This is a genomic window from Bradyrhizobium sp. USDA3010 (assembly GCF_056429065.1).
Genome location: NZ_JBWJZD010000054.1, coordinates 1 through 20275, shown reverse-complemented (window position 1 = coordinate 20275; position 20275 = coordinate 1). Strand labels below are relative to the sequence as shown.

The 20275-nt window shown below is 64.3% G+C and carries 19 protein-coding genes; 10 read left to right on the top strand and 9 right to left on the bottom strand.

Going from position 1 to position 20275, the window contains the following annotated elements; all coding sequences use genetic code 11:
• Positions 1–47: 47 nt before the first annotated feature.
• Together AC066Y_RS39515 and AC066Y_RS39510 are read right to left on the bottom strand one after the other, a co-directional pair.
• Positions 48–1382 (bottom strand): sensor histidine kinase, encoded by a 1335-nt coding sequence (locus AC066Y_RS39515; RefSeq protein ID WP_478278573.1) that lies wholly within the window; start codon positions 1380–1382, stop codon positions 48–50.
• Between the two features lie 2 nt (positions 1383–1384).
• The gene (locus tag AC066Y_RS39510; RefSeq protein WP_478278572.1) at positions 1385–2059 is read right to left on the bottom strand and encodes a response regulator; all 675 of its coding nucleotides are present in this window, start codon (positions 2057–2059) and stop codon (positions 1385–1387) included.
• A 370-nt stretch (positions 2060–2429) separates the two neighbouring features.
• Between AC066Y_RS39510 and AC066Y_RS39505 the strand changes: the two genes are divergently transcribed.
• Complete coding sequence (locus AC066Y_RS39505; RefSeq protein WP_478278571.1) at positions 2430–3026, top strand: hypothetical protein; 597 nt, start codon at positions 2430–2432, stop codon at positions 3024–3026.
• Here the strand turns inward: AC066Y_RS39505 and AC066Y_RS39500 are convergent.
• The 4 genes from AC066Y_RS39500 to AC066Y_RS39485 form a co-directional block, all read right to left on the bottom strand.
• Positions 3001–4089, bottom strand: coding sequence for a TRAP transporter substrate-binding protein (locus AC066Y_RS39500; protein WP_092125553.1), 1089 nt, complete (start codon positions 4087–4089; stop codon positions 3001–3003). The genes AC066Y_RS39505 and AC066Y_RS39500 overlap by 26 nt on opposite strands.
• Positions 4090–4334: 245 nt before the next feature.
• Positions 4335–5423 carry a TRAP transporter substrate-binding protein gene (locus AC066Y_RS39495; RefSeq protein WP_097672506.1) on the bottom strand — a complete coding sequence of 363 codons (1089 nt, stop codon included), beginning with the start codon at positions 5421–5423 and terminating at the stop codon, positions 4335–4337.
• 772 nt (positions 5424–6195) lie between these two features.
• Positions 6196–7326 carry an Mrp/NBP35 family ATP-binding protein gene (locus AC066Y_RS39490; protein WP_478278570.1) on the bottom strand — a complete coding sequence of 377 codons (1131 nt, stop codon included), beginning with the start codon at positions 7324–7326 and terminating at the stop codon, positions 6196–6198.
• Positions 7327–7382: 56 nt separating this feature from the next.
• Entirely contained in the window at positions 7383–7820 is a 438-nt protein-coding gene (locus AC066Y_RS39485) for a VOC family protein (RefSeq protein ID WP_478278569.1), read from the bottom strand.
• 202 nt (positions 7821–8022) lie between these two features.
• Here AC066Y_RS39485 and AC066Y_RS39480 point away from each other — a divergent pair, with 202 nt between their 5' ends.
• From AC066Y_RS39480 to AC066Y_RS39465, 4 genes are all read left to right on the top strand, one after another.
• Positions 8023–8895, top strand: coding sequence for an NAD(P)-dependent oxidoreductase (locus AC066Y_RS39480; protein WP_478278568.1), 873 nt, complete (start codon positions 8023–8025; stop codon positions 8893–8895).
• Between the two features lie 377 nt (positions 8896–9272).
• On the top strand, positions 9273–10877 hold the full coding sequence (locus AC066Y_RS39475) for a sensor histidine kinase (protein WP_342722628.1): 1605 nt from the start codon (positions 9273–9275) through the stop codon (positions 10875–10877).
• Positions 10878–11031: 154 nt separating this feature from the next.
• Entirely contained in the window at positions 11032–11235 is a 204-nt protein-coding gene (locus AC066Y_RS39470; protein ID WP_092125546.1) for a DUF1289 domain-containing protein, read from the top strand.
• Between the two features lie 25 nt (positions 11236–11260).
• Positions 11261–11845: a TIGR02281 family clan AA aspartic protease gene (locus tag AC066Y_RS39465; protein ID WP_478278567.1), complete on the top strand. Its 585-nt coding sequence runs from the start codon at positions 11261–11263 to the stop codon at positions 11843–11845.
• 2 nt (positions 11846–11847) lie between these two features.
• Here the strand turns inward: AC066Y_RS39465 and catC are convergent, their stop codons facing one another.
• Positions 11848–12138, bottom strand: a complete 291-nt coding sequence (gene catC / locus AC066Y_RS39460) for a muconolactone Delta-isomerase (protein WP_478278566.1) — start codon at positions 12136–12138, stop codon at positions 11848–11850.
• A gap of 111 nt (positions 12139–12249) precedes the next feature.
• Positions 12250–13827, bottom strand: a complete 1578-nt coding sequence (locus tag AC066Y_RS39455) for a 4-hydroxyphenylacetate 3-hydroxylase N-terminal domain-containing protein (protein WP_478278565.1) — start codon at positions 13825–13827, stop codon at positions 12250–12252.
• A 275-nt stretch (positions 13828–14102) separates the two neighbouring features.
• Here AC066Y_RS39455 and AC066Y_RS39450 point away from each other — a divergent pair, with 275 nt between their 5' ends.
• From AC066Y_RS39450 to AC066Y_RS39430, 5 genes are all read left to right on the top strand, one after another.
• Positions 14103–14744, top strand: a complete 642-nt coding sequence (locus AC066Y_RS39450) for an FAD synthetase (protein ID WP_478278564.1) — start codon at positions 14103–14105, stop codon at positions 14742–14744.
• Complete coding sequence (locus tag AC066Y_RS39445; RefSeq protein ID WP_478278563.1) at positions 14741–15265, top strand: flavin reductase family protein; 525 nt, start codon at positions 14741–14743, stop codon at positions 15263–15265. Before AC066Y_RS39450 ends, AC066Y_RS39445 begins: the two co-directional genes overlap by 4 nt.
• Before the next feature lie 72 nt (positions 15266–15337).
• Positions 15338–16207, top strand: a complete 870-nt coding sequence (locus tag AC066Y_RS39440) for an intradiol ring-cleavage dioxygenase (RefSeq protein ID WP_176532048.1) — start codon at positions 15338–15340, stop codon at positions 16205–16207.
• A 78-nt stretch (positions 16208–16285) separates the two neighbouring features.
• The gene (locus AC066Y_RS39435) at positions 16286–17452 is read left to right on the top strand and encodes a muconate/chloromuconate family cycloisomerase (RefSeq protein ID WP_478278562.1); all 1167 of its coding nucleotides are present in this window, start codon (positions 16286–16288) and stop codon (positions 17450–17452) included.
• A gap of 186 nt (positions 17453–17638) precedes the next feature.
• Complete coding sequence (locus tag AC066Y_RS39430) at positions 17639–18535, top strand: LysR family transcriptional regulator (protein WP_478278561.1); 897 nt, start codon at positions 17639–17641, stop codon at positions 18533–18535.
• Between the two features lie 18 nt (positions 18536–18553).
• On the opposite strand, the gene dusA is transcribed toward AC066Y_RS39430, so the two are convergent.
• Positions 18554–19549 carry a tRNA dihydrouridine(20/20a) synthase DusA gene (gene dusA / locus AC066Y_RS39425; RefSeq protein WP_478278560.1) on the bottom strand — a complete coding sequence of 332 codons (996 nt, stop codon included), beginning with the start codon at positions 19547–19549 and terminating at the stop codon, positions 18554–18556.
• Positions 19550–20275 lie beyond the last annotated feature (726 nt).

The following is a 20275-nucleotide window of genomic DNA, read 5'->3' as shown; positions in this document are numbered from 1 at the left end:
CAGGACAGGCAGGCCCGCGGCACGACAGGTGCCGCAGGCAGAGCCGCTCAGGCGGTCGCCGGCTCCGCCTTGGCGAGGCGGAAGCTCAGCGTAAACTGGGCACCGCCGGACGGCAGGTTCTCTACCTTGATCGTCGCGTCGTGGTCGTCGACGACGCCGCGGACGATCGAGAGCCCGAGCCCCGCCCCGTCCGTGCGCTGGCGCTGACGATCGCCGCGCCAGAAGCGCTGGAACACCAGGCCCTGCTCGGCCGGCGCAATCCCTGGCCCGCAGTCCCGCACCTGCACCGAACCGTCCTCGTACACCTCGACGTCGACCGAGGTCGCGTCTGCCGTGTACTTGATGGCGTTCTCCGCCAGATTGAAGATCGCGCGCTGCAGCATCTCGGCATTGCCCTTGACCCGCACCGGACCGTCGGTGCCGCGCAGCGCGATGTCTTTCTGCTGCGCCAGCGCATAGGGCGCGATCGAGCCGACCACCTCGGCGCACACGGCGCGCAGATCCGCGGTTTCGCCGGGGTCCAGCACCAGCGTATCGAGCTCGGCAATCTCGAGCAGCTGGCTGACGATACGGCTCATGCTCTCGATGTCGGCATGCAGCTCCTTGGTTCCCCTGGCTACATCCAGCGTCTCGATCCGGGTCCTCAGGATCGCAAGCGGAGTGCGCAGTTGGTGCGCGGCGTCGGCGGTGAACTGGCGCTGCACGTGAAACCCGTCCTCCAGACGATCGAAGGCCTGGTTGACGGCGGTCACCAGCGGCAGGATTTCGCTCGGAATCCCCTCCGTCGGCAGACGGATGTCGGTCCTGGCCGGTCCGATGCTCCTGGCCTCCTCCGAAGCCCGCAGCAGCGGAATCACGGCGCGGCGGAAGATCAGGATGTCGGTCGCCAGCAGGATCAGGAGGATCGGGATGGTGATCCAGCCGACCCGCCGGAAGAAGTTGGAAACGATGTCATCGATGATGACGTCGCGATGTGACAGGTCCTCGGCGACCTGGATGCGCAGCGTCTGGCCGCCCACGAGCTTGGTGGCGCTGGCACCGGAAATCCGGTCGGCCAGGGCCGGCAGTCGCGGCGCTCCGCGATGCGACGAAAACAGCAGATTGTCGTCCGCATCGTAGATGTCGTAGCGATAGCGCCCATAGGCGTCGGAATAGAGCCCCCTCAGGCTGTCCGGCAGGTTGAGCTGTACCTTGCCGGCGGAATCGACCACCAGGTTCTGGCCGAGATCGGCGGCCTGATCGCGCATCGCTTCGCCATGCAGCTGGTCGATCTCCGAGTTCAGCAACCAGAGCAGCAGCAGCGGCAGGAAGATCGCGGCGACCGCGACCGCCACGATGTGCAGGAACACGATCCGCGAGGTCAGCGACGTGAAGCGGAACACCCCTATTTCTCCTCCGCCATCAGATAGCCGACGCCGCGAATGGTGTGGATGATGATATTGGCGCGGTGCTCGGCGAGCAGCTTGCGCAGGCGCGACACGTAGACCTCGACTGCATTCGAGGCGACCTCGCCCGACAGACCGAAGATGTGGTCCTCGACATTCTTCTTCGGTACCACCCGCCCCTGCCGCCGCAGCAGGATCTCCAGCACCGACGTTTCGCGCGCGGAGAAGACGTGCGGAGCACCGTCGACGAACACCTGCTTGCTCTCGGTGTCGTAGACCAGATTGGCGAGCTTCAGCGATGAGCCGAGCAGCTGGCCGGGCCGGCGCAGGATGGCTTCGAGCCGCGCCACCAGCTCTTCCAGCGCGAACGGCTTCGCCAGATAATCGTCCGCGCCGCTGCGCAGGCCGTTGACCCGATCCTGCAGGCCGTTGCGCGCGGTCAACACCAGGACCGGCAGCGGGTCGGTCTTGCGGCGCAGCTCCGACAGCACCGACAGGCCATCACCGTCCGGCAGACCGAGATCGAGGATCATGGCAGCATAGGTGACGCTGCGCAGCGCATCACGCGCCTCGGCAACGCTGTTGACGATATCGGACTCATATCCCGCCGCCACCAGCCCGCTCGCGAGCAGTCGCGATAGCTCGAGATTGTCCTCGACGATCAGAAGGCGCATCGCAGCAGTCCTGTTTTCATTCGATCGGTCTTCCGTTTGCACACCTTGTTGCGATGCGCCAGCCAATCGACAATTCCGCAACAGATCGCACGTTGAGCAATCCCGATGTGCAAACGATACGCATTTGAGCACAACGCCCGGATTGCCGCTAACCGCGCTATATTTTGGCTATGCGCGACCGCTCCTGTCCCCACGCAAAATAGATAAACCGGCCTCCGCCGCAATCAAATTCGCGCGCCGGGCGCGCTCTTGAAAAGGGCAAATGTAAGGCTGGCGTCAGCTAGCCCTGATAATCGTTCATCTGCTCTCGCCGGGAGATCGGACGACGGCCCGCCATGCGGCGAGACCTCGTCTCTCGCGCGAGACTTTCATGCAGTATTGGCGGCGGGCGATGTCATTTGGAATGAAGTATGTGGGCTTTGCGGCGATGCCGGTGCTGGCGGCGCTTCTCGCCGGCGCGTGGCTCACGACGCGCGCCGATGGTGTCGTGAACGCCAAGGCCGCGCAGGAGACCGCGCCGCAGGACGTCAACGTCGAGCAGCAATACGTCGCGCTGAGCGACAAGCAGGCGGCCTCCATGAAGGTGATGGCCGCGGAGCAGCGTTCGTTCCGGACCCTGAAGAACGCAGTCGGCTCGATCGACTTCAACCGTCGACATCGTGCAGAAGCAGCTCGTGCTTGGGCAGATCGACCAGGTCACCGTGCTGAATGCGCAGCAGGCCTATTTCAACGCGGCGATCGCCCGCGTCCAGGCGGAGGCGACGCGGCTTTCGGACACTGCGGCGCTGTTCATGGCGCTTGGCGGCGGCTGGCCGACCGACTGCGCGACCAGCGACTGGCGATCATGCGTGTTCGAGAGCCGCGTCGCGTCGAAGACGTGATCGCGACACGGACAGGCCCCGGCGCCTTCGCTCCGGGGCCCTTTGTCGACGTGGTGGCACTCACGCTTGCGAGTGGCGCGCCATGAAATTATCGTAGCCGACTTCGGCGACCTGGAACCACTGATAGCCGTTGTTGGAGAACGTCGTCAGCGAGTCATAGACCTTCTTGAAATTGGCATTGGTCGCCGAAACCTCGGCATGCAGCTCCTTGGCGGCCTTGAAGGACGCTTCCATCACCGCAGACGGGAATGGGCGCAGCTTGGTGCCGGCCGCGAGCAGCTTCTTCAGTGCGAGCGGGTTGGCCTGGTCGTAGCGCGCCATCATCCAGTTGTTGGCGAGATGGCCGGCCTGCTCGAGCACGAACTGATAGTGCTTCGGCAACGCGTTCCACTTGTCGAGGTTGATCATCGCGACCAGCATCGGGCCGCCTTCCCACCAGCCCGGGAAGTAATAGTTCGGCGCGACCTTGTAGAAGCCGAGCTTCTCGTCGTCGTAGGGACCGACCCACTCGGCCGCATCGATGGTGCCTTTCTCCAGCGCCGGATAGATGTCGCCGCCGGCGAGTTGCTGCGGCACCGCGCCGAGCTTCTGCATCACCCTGCCGGCAAAGCCGCCGATGCGGAATTTGAGGCCCTTGAGATCGTCGACGCTGTTGATCTCCTTGCGGAACCAACCACCCATCTGGCAGCCGGTGTTGCCGGCAAGCAGCGAGGTGACATTGTAGCTCTTGTAGAACTCGTTGAGCAGCTCCTTGCCGCCGCCCAGCATGAACCAGGCCTGGTTGAGCCGCATGTTGGGCCCGAACGGCACCGAGGAGCCAAAGGTGAAAGTCGGGTCCTTGCCGAAATAGTAATACGGCGCGGTGTGCCCCATCTCGACCGTGCCGTTCTGCACGGCGTCGAGCACCTGCAGGCCGGGCACGATCTCGCCGGCGGCAAAGGTCTGGATCTGGAACTTGTTGTCGGTGGCTTCACCCACCGCCTTGGCCATCAGCTCGGCGCCGCCGTGCAGCGTGTCGAGCGACTTCGGCCAGCTCGTCGTCAGCCGCCATTTGAGCTCCGGCATCGACTGCGCGATCGCGGGAGCTGCGACCGTTGCCGCGCCTGCGACACCTAAACCCGTGACCTTGATGAAATCTCTGCGCTTCATTTGCTTCCTGCCCTGTGTGATTGTGTTGTCCGAGCGTCGACTGCTTGCGATCGTCGCGCTGCGTTTCTTTGCCGTCGTGACCGGTGACCGATCACGCGCCGCCTTCGTGCCGAGGCTTCGGGCGCGAGCATGGAACATCCCCTCGGCGAACGCCAGACGCAAAAAACCCGGCCTCCTTACGGGGGCCGGGCTACTTAAGTCGAAGCTTTGGGCGCGTTCTCTTCTCGCGAACGCTCGAAGCGCTGTTAGCCGCGGGTGCGTGAGCGGATCATGAAGCTGTCGAAGGTGTATTCGGCGACCTGCCACCACAGATACTGGTCGGAACGATACGCCTGCATGGCGTCGATCGACTTCTTGAAATCGGCATTCTTGGCCGAGATTTCCCCCCACAGCTCGTTGGTCGCCTTGAGGCAGGCCTCGAGCACTTCGTTGGTGAACGGACGCAGCTGCGTGCCGCCGGCAACCAGCCGCTTCAGCGCCGAGGGGTTCTGCATGTCGTAGCGCGCAGCCATCCAGGTGTTGGCGTTGGCGGTCGCGTTGGTCAGGATCGCCTGGTAGTTCTTCGGCAGCGCGTTCCACTTTTCGAGGTTGCAGTAGGCGTGCACGGTCGGGCCGCCTTCCCAGAAGCCCGGATAGTAGTAGTACTTGGCGACCTTCTGGAAACCGAGCTTCTCGTCGTCATAGGGACCGACCCACTCGGCGGCGTCGATGGTGCCCTTCTCCAGCGCCGGATAGATGTCGCCGCCGGCGAGCTGCTGCGGCACCACGCCGACCTTCTGCAGCACCTGGCCGGCGATTCCGCCGATCCGGAATTTGAGGCCGGAGAGATCGGCGACCGTCTTGATCTCCTTGCGGAACCAGCCGCCCATCTGGGTGCCGGTGTTGCCGCAGGGGAAGCCGATCACGCCGAACTTCTTGAAGAACTCGTTGCCGAGCGCCTCGCCGCCGCCCTGGTACCACCAGGAGTTCTGCATGCGGGCGTTGAGGCCGAACGGCACCGACGCGTAGATCGCAAAGGTCGGGTCCTTGCCGACATAGTAGTAGGACACGGTGTGGCACATCTCGACCGTGCCGTTGGAAGTCGCGTCCAGCGCCTGCAGGCCGGGGACGATCTCACCCGCCGCGAACACCTGGATCTGGAACTTGTTGTCAGTCATTTCGGCGACGTACTTCGCCACCTGGTCGGCACCGCCATAGATGGTGTCCAGCGACTTCGGGAAGCTCGATGTCAGGCGCCATTTGATTTCAGGCGAGGACTGCGCAATCGCCGGCGCGGCAACCGCCGTCGCGGCAGCACCGGCCGCAGACACTTTCAAAAAATCACGACGCTTCATCGTAAGGCTTCTCCTTGAGGGGCGTTTCCCAGTGACCGCAAGCAGTTCTCCGGCAGGAGGATTGCAAGCAGAACGCTTGCAAACGCCCGCCGAGGCGCTCTAGGTCGGCCCTTTAACACGGAAGACGGCCTCACGGAAACGCGACAATGGCATGACCGCACCAATTAAACGAAAGTCTGATGGCGCGGGAAATTTGCCGGAAAATGCGGGCTCAGGCTGCTGCGACGACGGCTTGTAGCGGCTCGCGGACCTTGTCGCCGTCACGCGGTAAATCGCCGCGTGCGGGCCGCCCGGCCGGCCCTCAGCCACCGGGCTCCCGTGGCAATCAGCGTCGCGTCGCCTCTCGCGCCTTCTTGGCTTTATCGGCCAAATGCCGCCCACGCCGGATCCAGCTTTGCGCGGTCGTCTTGCTGACGCCAAACGTCTTGGCGATCGCCATGGCGGCCTCCCCGATCGAGTCGGATTTCTTCGCAAGGTTGAACGCCATGCGGGACGCCTCTTCGCGCTTCTCCCGCGTCAGATGCTTACGGCGTTGCTTGTTTGCTTCACGTGATGCTGCCATGTCGCTGGTCGCCTCACGGCCCCTCCCCGTATTACGGCTACCCGTGCCCGCCTTCAATTGACGGAACGGTGGTACGATTCGGCCAGTGCTGGACAAACATACAGGCCGGACGCGATTCAGCAATCGTCCAAGGGCGACAGGCCTGTGAAGAAAGGCCGGCCGGATCCTGGCCTTTGAGGTCCACCGGCTAACCGGGACAACAGCGCGGGCTCAGGCGGCGGCGATGACGCCTTGCAGCTGCTCACGGACCTTGCTGCCGATCGCGCGGTAGATCGCCGCGTGCGGGCCGTCCGGTTCGCTCTCGACCACCGGGTTGCCGGAGTCGGAGGCGGCGCGGATGGCAATATGCAGCGGGATCTCGCCGAGGAACGGCACCCCGAGCTTCTCGGCCTCATGACGGGCGCCGCCATGGCCAAAGATGTCCGAGCGCGTGCCGCAATGCGGGCACTGGAAATAGCTCATGTTCTCGACAATGCCGAGCACCGGTACATTGACCTTCTTGAACATCGCCAGTCCCCGCCGCGCGTCGATCAGCGAGAGGTCCTGCGGCGTCGAGATGATGACGGCGCCCTTGAGCGGGACGTTCTGCGCCAACGTGAGCTGGGCGTCGCCGGTGCCGGGCGGCATGTCGACGACCAGCACATCGAGCGTGCCCCAGACGACGTCGCGCAGCATCTGGGTGATCGCCGACATCACCATCGGCCCGCGCCAGATCATCGCGGTGTCCTCCTCGACCAGGAAGCCGATCGACATGATCGACAGGCCGAAGCGCTGCAGCGGGATCATCTTCTTGTCGTCGTTGAGCTGCGGCTTCTCGCGGATGCCGGTCAGCCGCGGCACCGATGGGCCGTAGATGTCGGCATCAAGCAGCCCGACGCGCAGGCCGATGTCGCGCAGGCCGAGCGCGAGGTTGAGTGCCGTGGTCGACTTGCCGACCCCGCCCTTGCCGGAGGCAACCGCAATGACGGCGGAGATGCCGGGGATCTCGGCCTGCCGCGCCATCGGCGATTGCGCACCAGGCGGGTGCGGATGACGGTGCGCGGACGCGGGCTGGACACCGCCGGCCGGCCGCGGCGCAGGCGCCGCACTACCCGCCTTGCGCTCCGCGGTCAGCGCGATCATCGCGACGCTGACGCCGGGAATGGCGCGCACGGCGTTCTCGGCCTGCGCACGCACGCTCTCCCAGGCGCGGGCTTCCGCCGCATCGACGTTGATCGAGAAGAACACCTTGCCGTCGGTGACCGTGATCGCCGACAGCACGTTGGCGTTGGTCAAGGCCGTGCCGCGCGGCGACATCACCTTGGCCAGACAATCGAGAACCTGTTGCTGCGTCACGCTCACCGCGCATCTCCTGGAAAGTTCAAGAGACCTCCCTTAGAGCGTTGCAGCGCAAAAGGCTACCTCGCTCCGACGTCGTCGCGCCGCTCGGCCGGCGCTCCGGCGCCGCCCTCCTTGGCGGCCTCGTAGTTCAGCTCGATCATGACCCCGTTGGGGTCGTTGACGAAGATCTGCCAGAGATCGCCGCCGGGAACCTGGCGCGAGTCGAATTCCATGCCTTTGGACTGCAGCCGCTTCCGCATCCCGTCAAAGCCCTGACTGGCAAAGGCGACGTGATGAACGACGCCGGAGTCAGGCTTTTGTGCCTCGTCGGTCGCGGAAATATCGACCAGATGCACGACCGCCTTGCCCTCGCTGTACATCCACGCACCGGGGAACGCGAAGTTCGGCCGCGCCCCCTTTTCCAGGCCAAGAATGTCCTCATAGAACCGCACCGTGGCGGCGAGATTCCGGGTCCGGATATTGAAATGATCGAGCACACCGACGCTCATGCCCATGCGAGACACTCCCTTTTTTGTGAGGTTCTTTGGTGGGCCGATCCTAGCACAAAACCGGGGTCTGCCATCCAACGAAGCCGTTGCCCTCCGCTGCGCAGGGGGTATGGTGCGGCTCCTTCCATGGACGGAATGCCCTGCCCGCCGCGACGTTTTCCGGCGGTCTCAAGAGGCGATCACCACGGCAAATCACAAGGTAACAGACATGGCTAAAGTCGCTTTCCTCGGTCTCGGCGTAATGGGTTTCCCGATGGCGGGACACCTCGTGAAAAAGGGCGGCCATGAGGTCACCGTTTACAACCGGACCGCGGCGAAGGCGAAGGAATGGGCCGACAAGTTCGGCGGCAAGACGGCGCCGACCCCGAAGGCCGCCGCCGAAGGCCAGGATTTCGTGATGTGCTGCGTCGGCAACGACAACGACCTGCGCGCGGTCACGATCGGCCCCGACGGCGCCTTTGCCGGCATGAAGAAGGGCGCGACCTTCGTCGATCACACCACCGCCTCCGCCGAGGTTGCCCGCGAGCTCGATGCCGCCGCCACCAAGGCCGGCTTCAAGTTCATCGACGCGCCGGTGTCGGGCGGCCAGGCCGGCGCCGAGAACGGCGTGCTGACGGTGATGTGCGGCGGCAGCGAAGACGCCTATGCGGGCGCCGAGCCGATCATCACCGGCGCCTATGCGCGGATGTGCAAATTGCTCGGACCGGCGGGCGCCGGCCAGCTGACCAAGATGGTCAACCAGATCTGCATCGCAGGCCTCGTGCAGGGCCTGTCCGAGGGCATCCACTTCGCCAAGAAGAGCGGCCTCGACGTCGCCGCCGTGATCGAAACCATCTCCAAGGGCGCGGCGCAGTCCTGGCAGATGGAGAACCGCTACAAGACCATGAACGAGGGCAAGTACGATTTCGGCTTCGCGGTCGAGTGGATGCGCAAGGACCTCTCGATCGCGCTGGCGGAAGCCCGCCGCAACGGCGCCACCCTGCCGGCCACCGCGCTGGTTGACCAGTTCTATGCCGAGGTCGAGAAGATGGGCGGCAAGCGCTGGGATACGTCGAGCCTGCTGGCCCGGCTGCAGCGCTAACGCCTCTTCGCATACGGCCAGGTGACCCGCGCGGGCGGGTCACCTGCGAAGCGGCGCCGTCTCGCGAAGGAGAATTCCCCTTTGAAGGTCGCGCCGCCAAAATATCGAAAACAACCCCATGCAAAGTAGCTGGCCGGCCGCCGGCATTCGATATGGCAACTTGACACGTCGGGCAAATCAGGGACACACTTCCATTATTCCGAAATTGCGCTATTGCGCCCTGACATTGCACAACGGCGCGGCGCCCGGCGCAAAAGTTAATTTAACCTCCGGTTAACGCATTTCTTTAGCTCTTTAAGGTAACGCTTAATGAATTGGCGTCACAGATAGACAATGCAAAAAGCCCGCGCGGTTCGGGGGCAGGATTTGTGTTGTTGATGAGTAATCCCGCAGAAAAGCCTGAAGTTGTGCAGCTTCCGGCAGGACCTCAGGTGACGGTGCCGGTCAACAGCCGGCGCGTCGCAGCACAGCGGGTGCGCGAGGCACGGGATCGGTTAACGTCAACCAGTGGAACCCGCCCGGCGTTCGACGCCGAACTGCTCCGGCAATATGCGCAGACCCGGATCTCGGCGTCCTACGTCGTGATGCTGCTCGTGGTGGCAACCGGCGTCCTGTTTGGCCTCTGGATGAAGCCGATCGTGGCCGGCGCCTGGACGGTCGGCATCCTCGCTGTCCATCTCGCAATCATCCGCAGCTGCGCCCGCTTCCTCGCCGAGCCGACCTCCGTCGCCGTGACCCGCAAATGGCGAACCCGCTTCGTGCTGCTCGACCTGCTCTACGGCCTGTGCTGGACCGCGATCCTGATCCACCCCGCCGGGCGCGATCTCTCCTCCAACACGCTGATGATGTTCCTGATGCTGCTGGTGATCGCGGTCTCCAGCATGCTGGCGGCGAGCCTGCCGATCGCGGCACTCGCGGCGACCGTTCCGGTCACGGTCGGGATCGCGCTCGACCTCGTGCTCAACGGCGCATTCGACAATTACGTGCTGGCGCTGCTCGCGCTTGCCGCCGAGGGTTATTTCGCGCTGCTGGCCCACCGCCTGCATTCGACCACGCTGGCGACGCTGGAGGCCCGCGCCGAAAAGGACGCGCTGATCGGCGAACTGGAACAGGCCAAGGCGATCTCCGACGAGGCGCGGCACCGCGCCGAATCCGCCAACGTCGCCAAGTCGCGCTTCCTGGCCCAGATGAGCCACGAGCTGCGCACGCCACTCAATGCCATCCTCGGCTTCTCCGAGGTGATGAAGAGCGAGATCTTTGGTGCGCATGCGGTGCCGGTCTACAAGGAATATTCCGCCGACATCCATAATTCCGGCGTGCACCTGCTCAATCTCATCAACGAAATCCTCGATCTGTCGCGCATCGAGGCCGGCCGTTACGAGCTGAACGAAGAGGCCGTGGCGCTGGTGCACGTCGTCGCCGACTGCCACCATCTGCTGAAGCTGCGCGCCTCCAGCCGCGGCATCACCATCCACGAAGTGTTCGAGCATGGCATGCCCCGGATCTGGGGCGACGAGCGCGCGATCCGCCAGGTCGTGCTCAACCTGCTCTCCAACTCGATCAAGTTCACCCCGCAGGGCGGCGAGATCTGGCTGAAGGTCGGCTGGACCGCGTCGGGCGGGCAATATCTGAGCGTCAAGGACACCGGAAGCGGCATCGCCGAGGACGAGATCCCGGTCGTGCTGGCCTCGTTCGGCCAGGGCTCCAACTCAATCAAGTCGGCGGAACAAGGTGCGGGCCTTGGACTGCCGATCGCGAAGAGCCTGATCGACATGCATGGCGGCACCTTCACGCTGAAATCGAAGCTGCGCATCGGCACCGAGGTGATCGTGACCTTGCCGCCGGAACGGGTGATGAGCGCGCTGGCGCCGATGACGGAAGAAGCGCCGCCGATGCAGCCGGAGCCCGCCGAGCCCTCGATGGGCGCCGACCGGAAACGTGTGCGCCGCAAGTCCATCATGAGTGCCGGCACCGGATTGTAGAGCATGTCGCGGACAATCGTGACGCGGTTTTCGCTGCCAATGAATCCGAGGCGTTCACGCCAACACCATGCTCGCGACAAAAAGCCGGGGCGTGATGGCGCATCCCGATTCGACCGACTTGCACCGGCGGCTGAAACGGTTCAACAGTTGAAGAATGAGCTCAGAAACGCCGTGTATCGCAGTCTGCATGATCGACCCCAGGACGAAGCTCTGCTTCGGCTGTGGTCGCACGCTCCCGGAGATCGCACGCTGGCACAAGATGGACCGCGCGGAGCGGCTGTCGGTCATGGCGAATTTGCCGGCGCGGATGGCCGAGGCCGGGCTCGAGCACATGGAGCCGCGTCCGAAGCGCGCGTGACCACCGGAGCGACCGGAGCCGTACCGTGACCCGCATCCTCCTTGTCATCCTGCTCTTGATGGCAACCGCGGGCGCCGTTGTCACCTACGGCGATCCCGGCCAGATCGCGCGCGCCAGACAGAATCTGACCCAGATCTTCGGCCGCAGCATCGCCGCGCCGGCCGCCGCGCCGGCCCCCGCGGTGCAGATTGCACGCAGCCAGGGCGGCGAGTTCGCGTTCCGCGCCAAGATCAACGGCGTCAGCGCACCGATGGTGATCGACACCGGCGCGACCTCGGTCGTGCTGACCTGGGAGACCGCCAAGGCGATCGGGCTGCCGACCGACATGCTCGAATACAATGTCGACCTGGAGACCGCCGGCGGTCACACCAAGGCGGCGCGGCTGACGCTCGATCGTCTCGCGGTCGGCAAGCTGGTCGAGAAATCGGTGCCGGCGCTCGTGGTGCAACGCGGGCAGATGAAGACCAACCTGCTCGGCATGAGCTTCCTCGACCGGCTCGAAAGTTGGGGGGTCCGCTCCGACACGCTGAGCCTCACCGGATACCCCGACGTCACCGGCAGCATCAACACCTCGGCCCGTCACCGGCGCCCGCGCACGGTTGTCGACTAGCTCTAGCGGTCGTCGTCGTGGATCGACGACGGATGCCGGCATAGCGGGGTGACGCGGATCTCCATGAACGGAAACAGCGGCAGGCTGGACAGCATGTCGTGCAATTCCTGCGCGCCCGACACGTCGAAGATGCTGACATTGGCGTAGCGTCCAGCCACCCGCCACAGATGGCGCCAGGCCCCCGTGCGCTGCAGCTCCATGGCGCGGACGCGTTCCGCCTGCTTCAGCGCATCGACCTTTTCGGCTGGGAGATCGTGCGGAATCCGCACGTCCATTTCGACGTGAAACAGCATGATGATGAACTCTCTCTGCAAGCGATGAGGCGGTAGCGCGAAAACGGACTGGAGCCGCCGCGCGACCGCGGCGGCTCCATCGCTCTGTCTACCAGATCGTCAGCGTTGTCGTCAGCCTTGCACCAGACCGCGGCTGACCAGATTGATGTCGTCGGGATTGACGAGGTCCTTCGCCGTCCACCCGGAGACGTCGTAGTCGCTCATGCAGTTGCGCACGAAATCCTGCATGGCGCCGAGGTCGCCGGTCGCGCTCGCGGCCATCAGCGTCTCGACACGCAGGTTCTCGTAATTGCCCGCGTAGTTGCGCTCGTACAGCTCGTGGCGGCCGCCGAATTCGGAGCCAACCGCGTCCCAGAGCAGCTTGAGCAGCTTGATCCGGTCGATCGCGGCGTAACCGTTGGAGCCGCGCACGAAGCGGTCGAGATAAGGCCTGATGGCCTCGCTCTCGAGGTCGGCCGAACTCGACGGCAAATAGATCAAGCCGCTCGCGACATGGCGCTCGATCAGCTCCTTGATCCGCGGATAGGCCGTCGGCGCAAACACGCGATAGGCCAGCCCGTAGTTCAGGTTGGGCAGATTGTAGCCCTCGGTCCCCTGCCAGGCGATCGGCGATTTCACCATCGCATCCGAAATGCCGTGGAACAGATTGCGCCACGCGATCACCTCGCCCACCGCCGTCTGCACGCCGCGAAAATCCTTCGATCCGGTCGCCTCCACCGCCATCGAAAACAGGCCGGCAATGAAGTCGAGCTTGACGGCCAGCCGTGTCACGCCATGCAGCGTGAACCGCGGAATGAAGCCCGACGCCGGGAAGAACTGATTGATCTTGTCGACGTCGCCATAGATGAAGACGTTCTCCCAGGGCACCAGCACCTTGTCGAAAACGAGGATCGAGTCGTTCTCGTCGAAGCGGCTCGACAGCGGGTAGTCGAACGGCGAGCCGGTCGCGGCCGCCGTGAATTCATAGGACGAGCGGGCGATCAGCTTGACGCCCTTGGCGTCCATCGGCGCCGTGAAGATCAGCGCGAACGACTTGTCCTTGATCGGGATGCCGTAGTGGGCGATGAAATTGTAGTGAGTCAGCGCCGAGCCGGTCGCAACCACCTTCGCGCCCGAGACGATCAGGCCGGCGTCGGTCTCCTTCTCGACATGCATGAAGACGTCGCGCACGTCCTCGATGGCGCGATCGCGATCGATCGGCGGGTTGACGATGGCGTGATTCCAGAAGTCGAGCCGCTCCTGGGTCCGGGCATACCATTTCTTTGCGTTGCCGGCGTATTCGCCATAGAAGCCCGAATTCGCGCCCAGGGTTCCGAGGAACGCCGCTTTGTAGTCCGGCGAGCGACCCATCCAGCCATACGCAACCTTCTGCAATTCGGCGATCGCGTCGCGGCCCTTGATCAGGTCGTCGGACGTTCGCGAGCCCAGGAAGAACGGATGGGTCAACTGTCGCGAACCAGTGTCGGTCAGAACGCCGATCTGATCCTTCTTCTCGTGGAAGCGGTCGTACCAACGCGCCACCATCCGCGCGGAATTGCGGAAGGCGGGATGCTGCGTGACGTTCTTGACGCGCTCGCCGTAGATGTAGATTTCCCGGCCATCCTGGATGCTGTCCAGGAATTCCGTGCCGGTATAGACGCTGGTGGTTGACGCAGGCGCGTCGGCTCGCAGGGCAGCTGCTGTAGTCATGGGTTCTCCTCCGCTTGTGTCGTTGGACCGGAGGGCGTCGCCACCCCGGCCCGGACCATCCCGTCACGCTCTTGGTCGGCGTGACATCGGCGGAAAAGCTACGCGCTCACCCGGAGCGGGCGAAAGGTATCACACCATACCGCGCGAACCGTCGCGGCTCGGGCTATGACTCAGGTGGCACGGATCGGACGACGCATGATCGACCGGCCGACGCAACGCCGCAGCTGACGCAGCAATCGCGCAGCACGGCAAGGGAGCGAAAACCGGAGCGAGCCATGGACAAGGATCTGGGCAAAGGTCTGGGCAGGGGTTTTGACAGCGCTGCTGTCGCTTTCCATCGCGATGGCGAATTGGCCCTCACGGCCAGCGTCGTGACCATCGGCGCGTTCGACGGCGTTCATCGCGGCCATCAGGAACTGCTCCGCCAGACCATTGCGGCAGCGCAGCGCCGCGGCGTTCCTGCGGTGGTCTACACCTTCGATCCGCCCCCGAAAGTGTATTTCGGCCAGGCCGAGGCGCTGATCTCGCTCGGCGAAAAGCTCGAGCGCATCGCAACATTCGCACCGGACCACATCGTCGTCGCCGATTTCAACCAGATCTACGTCCGGCGCACCGCGGCCGATTTCCTCGCCGAGTTGCAGCTTTTGCAACCGCGTGAAGTGATCGTCGGCGAGGACTTCCGCTTCGGGTCCTGCAAGGGCGGCACCGCGCAGCTGCTGCGGCAACACTTCGACACGCGCATCCTGCCGCCGGTGCGCTGCGGCAATGGTGAGATCGTCTCCAGCAGCCGGATCCGCTCGCTTCGGCGATCCGGCCTTGCCGCCGCCGCATCGGCGCTGGAAAACTGGCGGGACATCGTGACCGCGTCGCCTGCCAATCGATCCAGCCTGGCCCAACTCGAGGTCATCAACCCATGACCGCCATCGATCCGCGCGAGCTGCGCAACGCCTGCGGCCAGTTCGGCACCGGCGTCACCATCATCACCACGCATTGCGAGGGACGCGACCACGGCATGACGGCCAATGCCTTCATGTCGGTCTCGCTCGATCCGCCGCTGGTCGCCATCTCGATCGCGAAAAGCGCAAAGATGCTCTGCCACATCCAGAACACCGGCCGCTTCGCGGTCAGCGTGCTCGCCGAAGGCATGGAGGATCTTGCCTGGCACTTCGCAGGCAAGCCCAAGCTCGACCTCTGCGACGTCTTCGAGCGCCGCAACGAGCTGCCCGTCATCGCCGATGCAGCGGCGTATTTCGTGACCGATCTTGCTGATGAGATCGTCGCGGGCGACCACACCATCTTCCTCGGCCATGTCCGCGAGATGTCGCTGGAGCCCGGCAAAAAGCCGCTGCTGTTCTGCCGCGGCCGCTTCGGCGGCCTGGCCGACCCGCACCTCGCGCCCGCGACGCTGGAGAACGCTGCTTACGAATTTGTCTGGTGAGACCGCCAGAAGATATTCCCGAAAACGGGGATGCAAGTTTGATCCAAACTGCAAGAAAAGGAGGAAACGACCATGCTGAACGTCAACAAGGACACCATCACCGACCACGTGATCGCCGCGCTCTCGAACGACATTCCTGATCGCAACCGTCAGATCATGACGAGCCTGATCCGCCACATGCACGCGTTCTGCAAGGAGGTCGACCTGACCTTCGCCGAGTGGTTCGCCGCCTGCGAATTCCTGCGGCGCGCCGGCGACATCTCGGACGAGAAGCGCAACGAGTTCATCCTGATCGCTGACATTCTCGGCGTCGAGGTGCTGGTCGACATGCTCGACCACCGGGTCACCGATGGTGAGAGCGAGTCCACCGTGCTCGGGCCGTTCTACCGGGAGAATCCGCCGGTGCTGCCGAAGGGTGCTTCCATCATCAAGAAGACGTTCGACAACGCGCAGACCGTGAAGGTCAGCGGGCGCATCAGCGACACCGCGGGACGGCCGATCGAGGGCGTCACGATCGACGTCTGGGAAGACGCGCCGAACGGGCTCTATGACCTGCAAGACCCCGAGCAACCCGCCTATAATCTGCGCGGGCGGTTCACGACCGACGCCAACGGCGAATACGCTTTCGTGGCGCTCCGTCCCGAGCCCTACCCGATCCCCTATGACGGCGCCGGCGGCGAGCTCCTGAAGTACATGGGCCACCATCCCTGGCGCCCGGGCCACATTCACTTCATGCTCTCGAAGGACGGCTATCAATCGCTGATCTCGCAGATCTACGATTCCGAGACCAAGTATCTCGACAATGACTCGGTGTTCGCCGTGAAGCAGAGCCTGATCGGCAAGTTCGCCAAGGCACCGGCCGGCGCAGACACCGACCTCGTTCTCGATTTCGACTTCAAGCTCAAGAAGGCGGCGGTCGAGCGCCTCGTCGCGGCCGAGTGATACGCGTTGCACCCTGCCAGGCCCGAGGCCTGGCAGGGTTCACTTTGAACTGACCTGCGAGGACCTATGAGTCGTGCCGTGATCGAAATCGCCGAGCCCGTGGAGCAAGTGCGGAACTTCGCAAGGGACACTGCGATCCGCAGTATCCGCGCCACCATCGTGGAAGCGCCGACCCGCCGGCGGCACAAGCTTTCGAACACGGAGGTCACGCATCAGGGCTACGTGCTGGTACGCGTCCTGCTCGACAACGGCGTGACGGGTATCGGCGAAGCCTCGACGCTCGGCGGGCCGCGCTGGGCCGAGGAGAGCGTGGAATCGATCAAGGCCGCGGTCACGAGTTACCTGGCGCCGGCGCTGCTCGGGCAGCCTGCCCTCGACTTCGAAGCCAATGCCTTGCGCATGGGCAAGGCCGCGACCCGCAATTTCGCAGCCAAGGGCGCCATCGAGTCCGCCCTGCTCGACGCCGTCGGCAAGACGCTCGGCCTCCCGGCCAGCGCGCTGCTCGGGGGTGCGGTTCGCCAGCGCATGGAAGTGATCTGGGCGCTGGCCTCGGGCGACAGCGGTCAGGAGCTGGAGGAAGCGAAGGAGAAGCTGCGGCGCCGCGAACACCGCCAGTTCAAGGTCAAGTTCGGCTTCAACCGCCCACCGGCCGATCTGAAGCGGTTGCAGACGCTGCGCGCCGGCCTCGGCGACGAGGTGCGGCTGATCGTCGATGTCAACCAGGGCTGGACCGAGGCCGAATGCATCCGCTTCATGCCGGCGCTGGAGGAACTGGACGTCGCTCTGGTCGAACAGCCGGTGTCAGCGCTGCAGCTGGAAACCATGGCGCGTGTCGCGGCGCGCACCTCCATTCCGTTGCTGGTCGACGAAGCGGCCTTCACCAAGGAGGAGATCGCCCGCGTCGCCACGATGGGTTGCGGCAGCGTCTATTCGCTGAAGCTCGTGAAGAGCGGCGGCCTGTTCGAGATGAAGCGCGCCGCCGCGGTCGCCGGCGCCCACGGCCTCGAGCTCTACGGCGGCTGCCTGCTGGAGAGCAGCATCGGCGCGGCCGCGCATCTTGCCGCATTCGCCACCCTGCCCAGGCTCGAATGGGGAAGCGAGCATTTCGGTCCGCGGATCCTCGTGGAAGACCTCGTCGTCAACCCGATCAGATTCGACACGTTCGAGATCTGCGTGCCCGATGGCCCGGGCCTCGGGGTCGAGGTCGACGAGGACAAGATCCGCGCCTTTGCCCGGAAGGATTAGGCAGATGGCGTTGTCCCGGCGGACAATTGACAATCCAGGGATGCCCGCTCAGTCTTCCCGCCGGAACCACCGTCTCGATCATGCGCCGATGACCACGCGATATCAAACCCGGCAGGCGTTTCACGCAGCTTCCGCCGAAGCGCGCAGACAAACGTCCGACTGACCGTGACCGATCGCGACGACGTCATGGATCTGAGGCGACTGGTCTACTTCGTCGCCGTCGCCGAGGAATTGCATTTCGGCCGCGCCGCATCACGGCTCGCGATCGCCCAGCCGCCGCTCAGCCGGCAGATTGCACAGCTGGAAAGCGATCTCGGCGTCGTGCTCATTGACCGGAGCCGAAGCCAGATCCGGTTGACCCAGGCCGGCAGCGTCCTGTTGGAGCGTGCACGCGATGTGCTGGAGCGGCTCGATCGGACGCACCGCGAGATCAAGCGGATCGGCGAAGGTTTTTCAGGGCACCTGCGCGTCGCCTTCGTCGGATCGGCGACCTATGGCGTGCTGCCCAATGTGATCAAGGCGTTTCGTTTGGCCTATCCTGACGTCGAGCTGGCGCTGTCGGCGATGAACAACGCCGAGCAGAAGCGCGCGGTGATCCAGCGCGAGATCGATATCGCCGTCGCCCGCCCCTCGCTCGACGACGAGGAATTGAAGTCGGAGCCGCTGCTGCAGGAGCCGCTGATCCTCGCGCTATCAGACACCTCGCCCTTGCTCGAGCAGCAGGTCACGCGGCTGGCTGCGCTGAAGGCCGAGACCTTCGTGCTCTACCCGCGCAAGCCGCGCCCGAGCTTCGCCGACCACATCCTCAACATCTGCCTCGAAGAGGGCTTCATTCCGAAATCGCAGGTCCTGGCGCAGGATTACCAGACCGCGATCAGCCTGGTGTCGGTTGGCGTCGGCATCGCGCTGGTGCCGCAATCCGTCTCGCAGGCGGACCGGCCCGGCGTCGCCTATCGCGCCTATGAGGGACATAATCCCGGCACCGCGCTGTCGCTGAACTACCGGCGCGACAACCGGATGCCGCATCTCTTCAATTTCCTGAAGGTTGCACACGACGTCGTGCGGCGTCAGCGCAAGCAATAACCTCAGGCCGCGACCGCCTCAGGCCGCGACCGCCGCAGGCGCGCGGTCGTCGACGCGTGCGATCGCCTCGCGCAGCACGTCGGTCCCGGCACCCGGCCGAACGCCGTTCTCCGCGAGATGCCTGCGGAAGGCGCGCGCGCCGGGCACGCCGTGGAAAGCACCGACGAAGTGGCGCGTGATCGAATGCAGCCGCGTGCCTTCAGCCAGTTGCCGCTCGATATACGGCAGCATCGCCGCGAACACGTCCCTCATCGTGGCGTGCGGCGGCGTTTCACCGAACAGCTCGGAATCGACTGTCAGCAGCCGCCACGGCTCCTGATAGGCCGCCCGTCCCAGCATCACGCCATCGACATGCGCCAGATGCTGCTTCGCTTCGGCGATACTCGTGATGCCGCCGTTGATGATGATGGGCACGTCCGGCAGCGCCGCCTTGAGGCGATAGACGCGATCGTAGTCGAGCGGCGGAATGTCGCGGTTCTCCTTCGGCGACAATCCGTTGAGCCAGGCCTTGCGCGCATGCACGACGAGCGCGTCCGCGCCCGCTGCAATCACGCCGCGCGCCAGCGTATCGAGCGCAACTTCCGGATCCTGGTCGTCGATGCCGATCCGGCACTTCACCGTGACAGGAACCTTCACTGCGCGCTTCATCGCCGCAACGCCCTCGGCGACCAGCGCGGGCTCCGCCATCAGGCAGGCGCCGAAACGGCCGTCCTTCACCCGATCAGAAGGGCAGCCGACATTGAGATTGATCTCGTCATAGCCGAAGTCCTCGCCGATCCGCGCGGCGGTCGCGAGATCGCACGGATCGGAACCGCCGAGCTGCAGCGCCACCGGATGCTCGCTGGCATCGAAGCCGAGCAACCGCGCCCGGTCGCCGTGGATGATGGCGCCGGTCGTCAGCATCTCCGTATAAAGCCGCGCCCGCCGCGACATCAGGCGATGGAAGACCCGGCAATGCCGGTCGGTCCAATCCATCATGGGCGCCACGGAAAAGCGATAATCTTGCGATTTCAATGATTTACCTTATGCTTCAATGGGATGAAACACGAACGTGTGCACTCCAAACTAGCCGAATTTGCACACGTTTGTACCCGTTTTGACCTGTCAGTGCACACGTAGCGCACACGATTTGGGGGAGTGCACACGACCGTGGCCAGTTTCACTCAGTTGCCGTCCGGGGGTTGGCGTGTCCAAGTCCGCCGCAAGAACCGCTATGTGGCGGAGACCTTCCGTCGCCGCAAGGATGGCGAGGAATGGGCGCTCGACATTGAGCGCAATATCGATCGCTGCGGGTCACCCAGGCCCCGAAGCGCCTCAATAGAAGGTGAAGAGCATGATCAAATTGGATCAATCGTCTGGCTCAGCTGATTGGTCAGCTCACTGACGTTGTAAGCAAAGAAGCGGGCGAATCGAACGACCTCGTTTTGGCCTTCGTTCTTGAATCTTCGGCATCAGCTGAAAATCCGAAAACGGGGCCGGTTATACTCATTCCGTGTAGCGAGTATAATTTCGTGCGAAAGAGCGGTCCCTCAGCTGTCACTGTGGTGACCCACATCGTCCCCATCCCGGGCTCGTGGCTAAGCGATGCGAGGTCGTTAAGGGGGTTTCAACTAAGCTAGCCCGTCTTATTCATCAGCGGCTTGTTGAGAGGCTGGCGAGCGTGGCGTAAGCCGCTGAGGTGGCGTAGGATTCGGTTGCTGACACCCACCCTCCGCGCATCCGGGCCGCCACACTCGCCAT

Coding starts and splice junctions, on each gene's coding strand:
- AC066Y_RS39510 (WP_478278572.1), bottom strand. CDS start 2,059: ATGCGCCTTCTGATCGTCGAGGACAATCTCGAGCTATCGCGACTGCTC.
- AC066Y_RS39505 (WP_478278571.1), top strand. CDS start 2,430: ATGCAGTATTGGCGGCGGGCGATGTCATTTGGAATGAAGTATGTGGGC.
- AC066Y_RS39500 (WP_092125553.1), bottom strand. CDS start 4,089: ATGAAGCGCAGAGATTTCATCAAGGTCACGGGTTTAGGTGTCGCAGGC.
- AC066Y_RS39495 (WP_097672506.1), bottom strand. CDS start 5,423: ATGAAGCGTCGTGATTTTTTGAAAGTGTCTGCGGCCGGTGCTGCCGCG.
- AC066Y_RS39485 (WP_478278569.1), bottom strand. CDS start 7,820: ATGGGCATGAGCGTCGGTGTGCTCGATCATTTCAATATCCGGACCCGG.
- AC066Y_RS39480 (WP_478278568.1), top strand. CDS start 8,023: ATGGCTAAAGTCGCTTTCCTCGGTCTCGGCGTAATGGGTTTCCCGATG.
- AC066Y_RS39475 (WP_342722628.1), top strand. CDS start 9,273: ATGAGTAATCCCGCAGAAAAGCCTGAAGTTGTGCAGCTTCCGGCAGGA.
- AC066Y_RS39470 (WP_092125546.1), top strand. CDS start 11,032: ATGAGCTCAGAAACGCCGTGTATCGCAGTCTGCATGATCGACCCCAGG.
- catC (WP_478278566.1), bottom strand. CDS start 12,138: ATGCTGTTTCACGTCGAAATGGACGTGCGGATTCCGCACGATCTCCCA.
- AC066Y_RS39455 (WP_478278565.1), bottom strand. CDS start 13,827: ATGACTACAGCAGCTGCCCTGCGAGCCGACGCGCCTGCGTCAACCACC.
- AC066Y_RS39450 (WP_478278564.1), top strand. CDS start 14,103: ATGGACAAGGATCTGGGCAAAGGTCTGGGCAGGGGTTTTGACAGCGCT.
- AC066Y_RS39445 (WP_478278563.1), top strand. CDS start 14,741: ATGACCGCCATCGATCCGCGCGAGCTGCGCAACGCCTGCGGCCAGTTC.
- AC066Y_RS39440 (WP_176532048.1), top strand. CDS start 15,338: ATGCTGAACGTCAACAAGGACACCATCACCGACCACGTGATCGCCGCG.
- AC066Y_RS39430 (WP_478278561.1), top strand. CDS start 17,639: ATGGATCTGAGGCGACTGGTCTACTTCGTCGCCGTCGCCGAGGAATTG.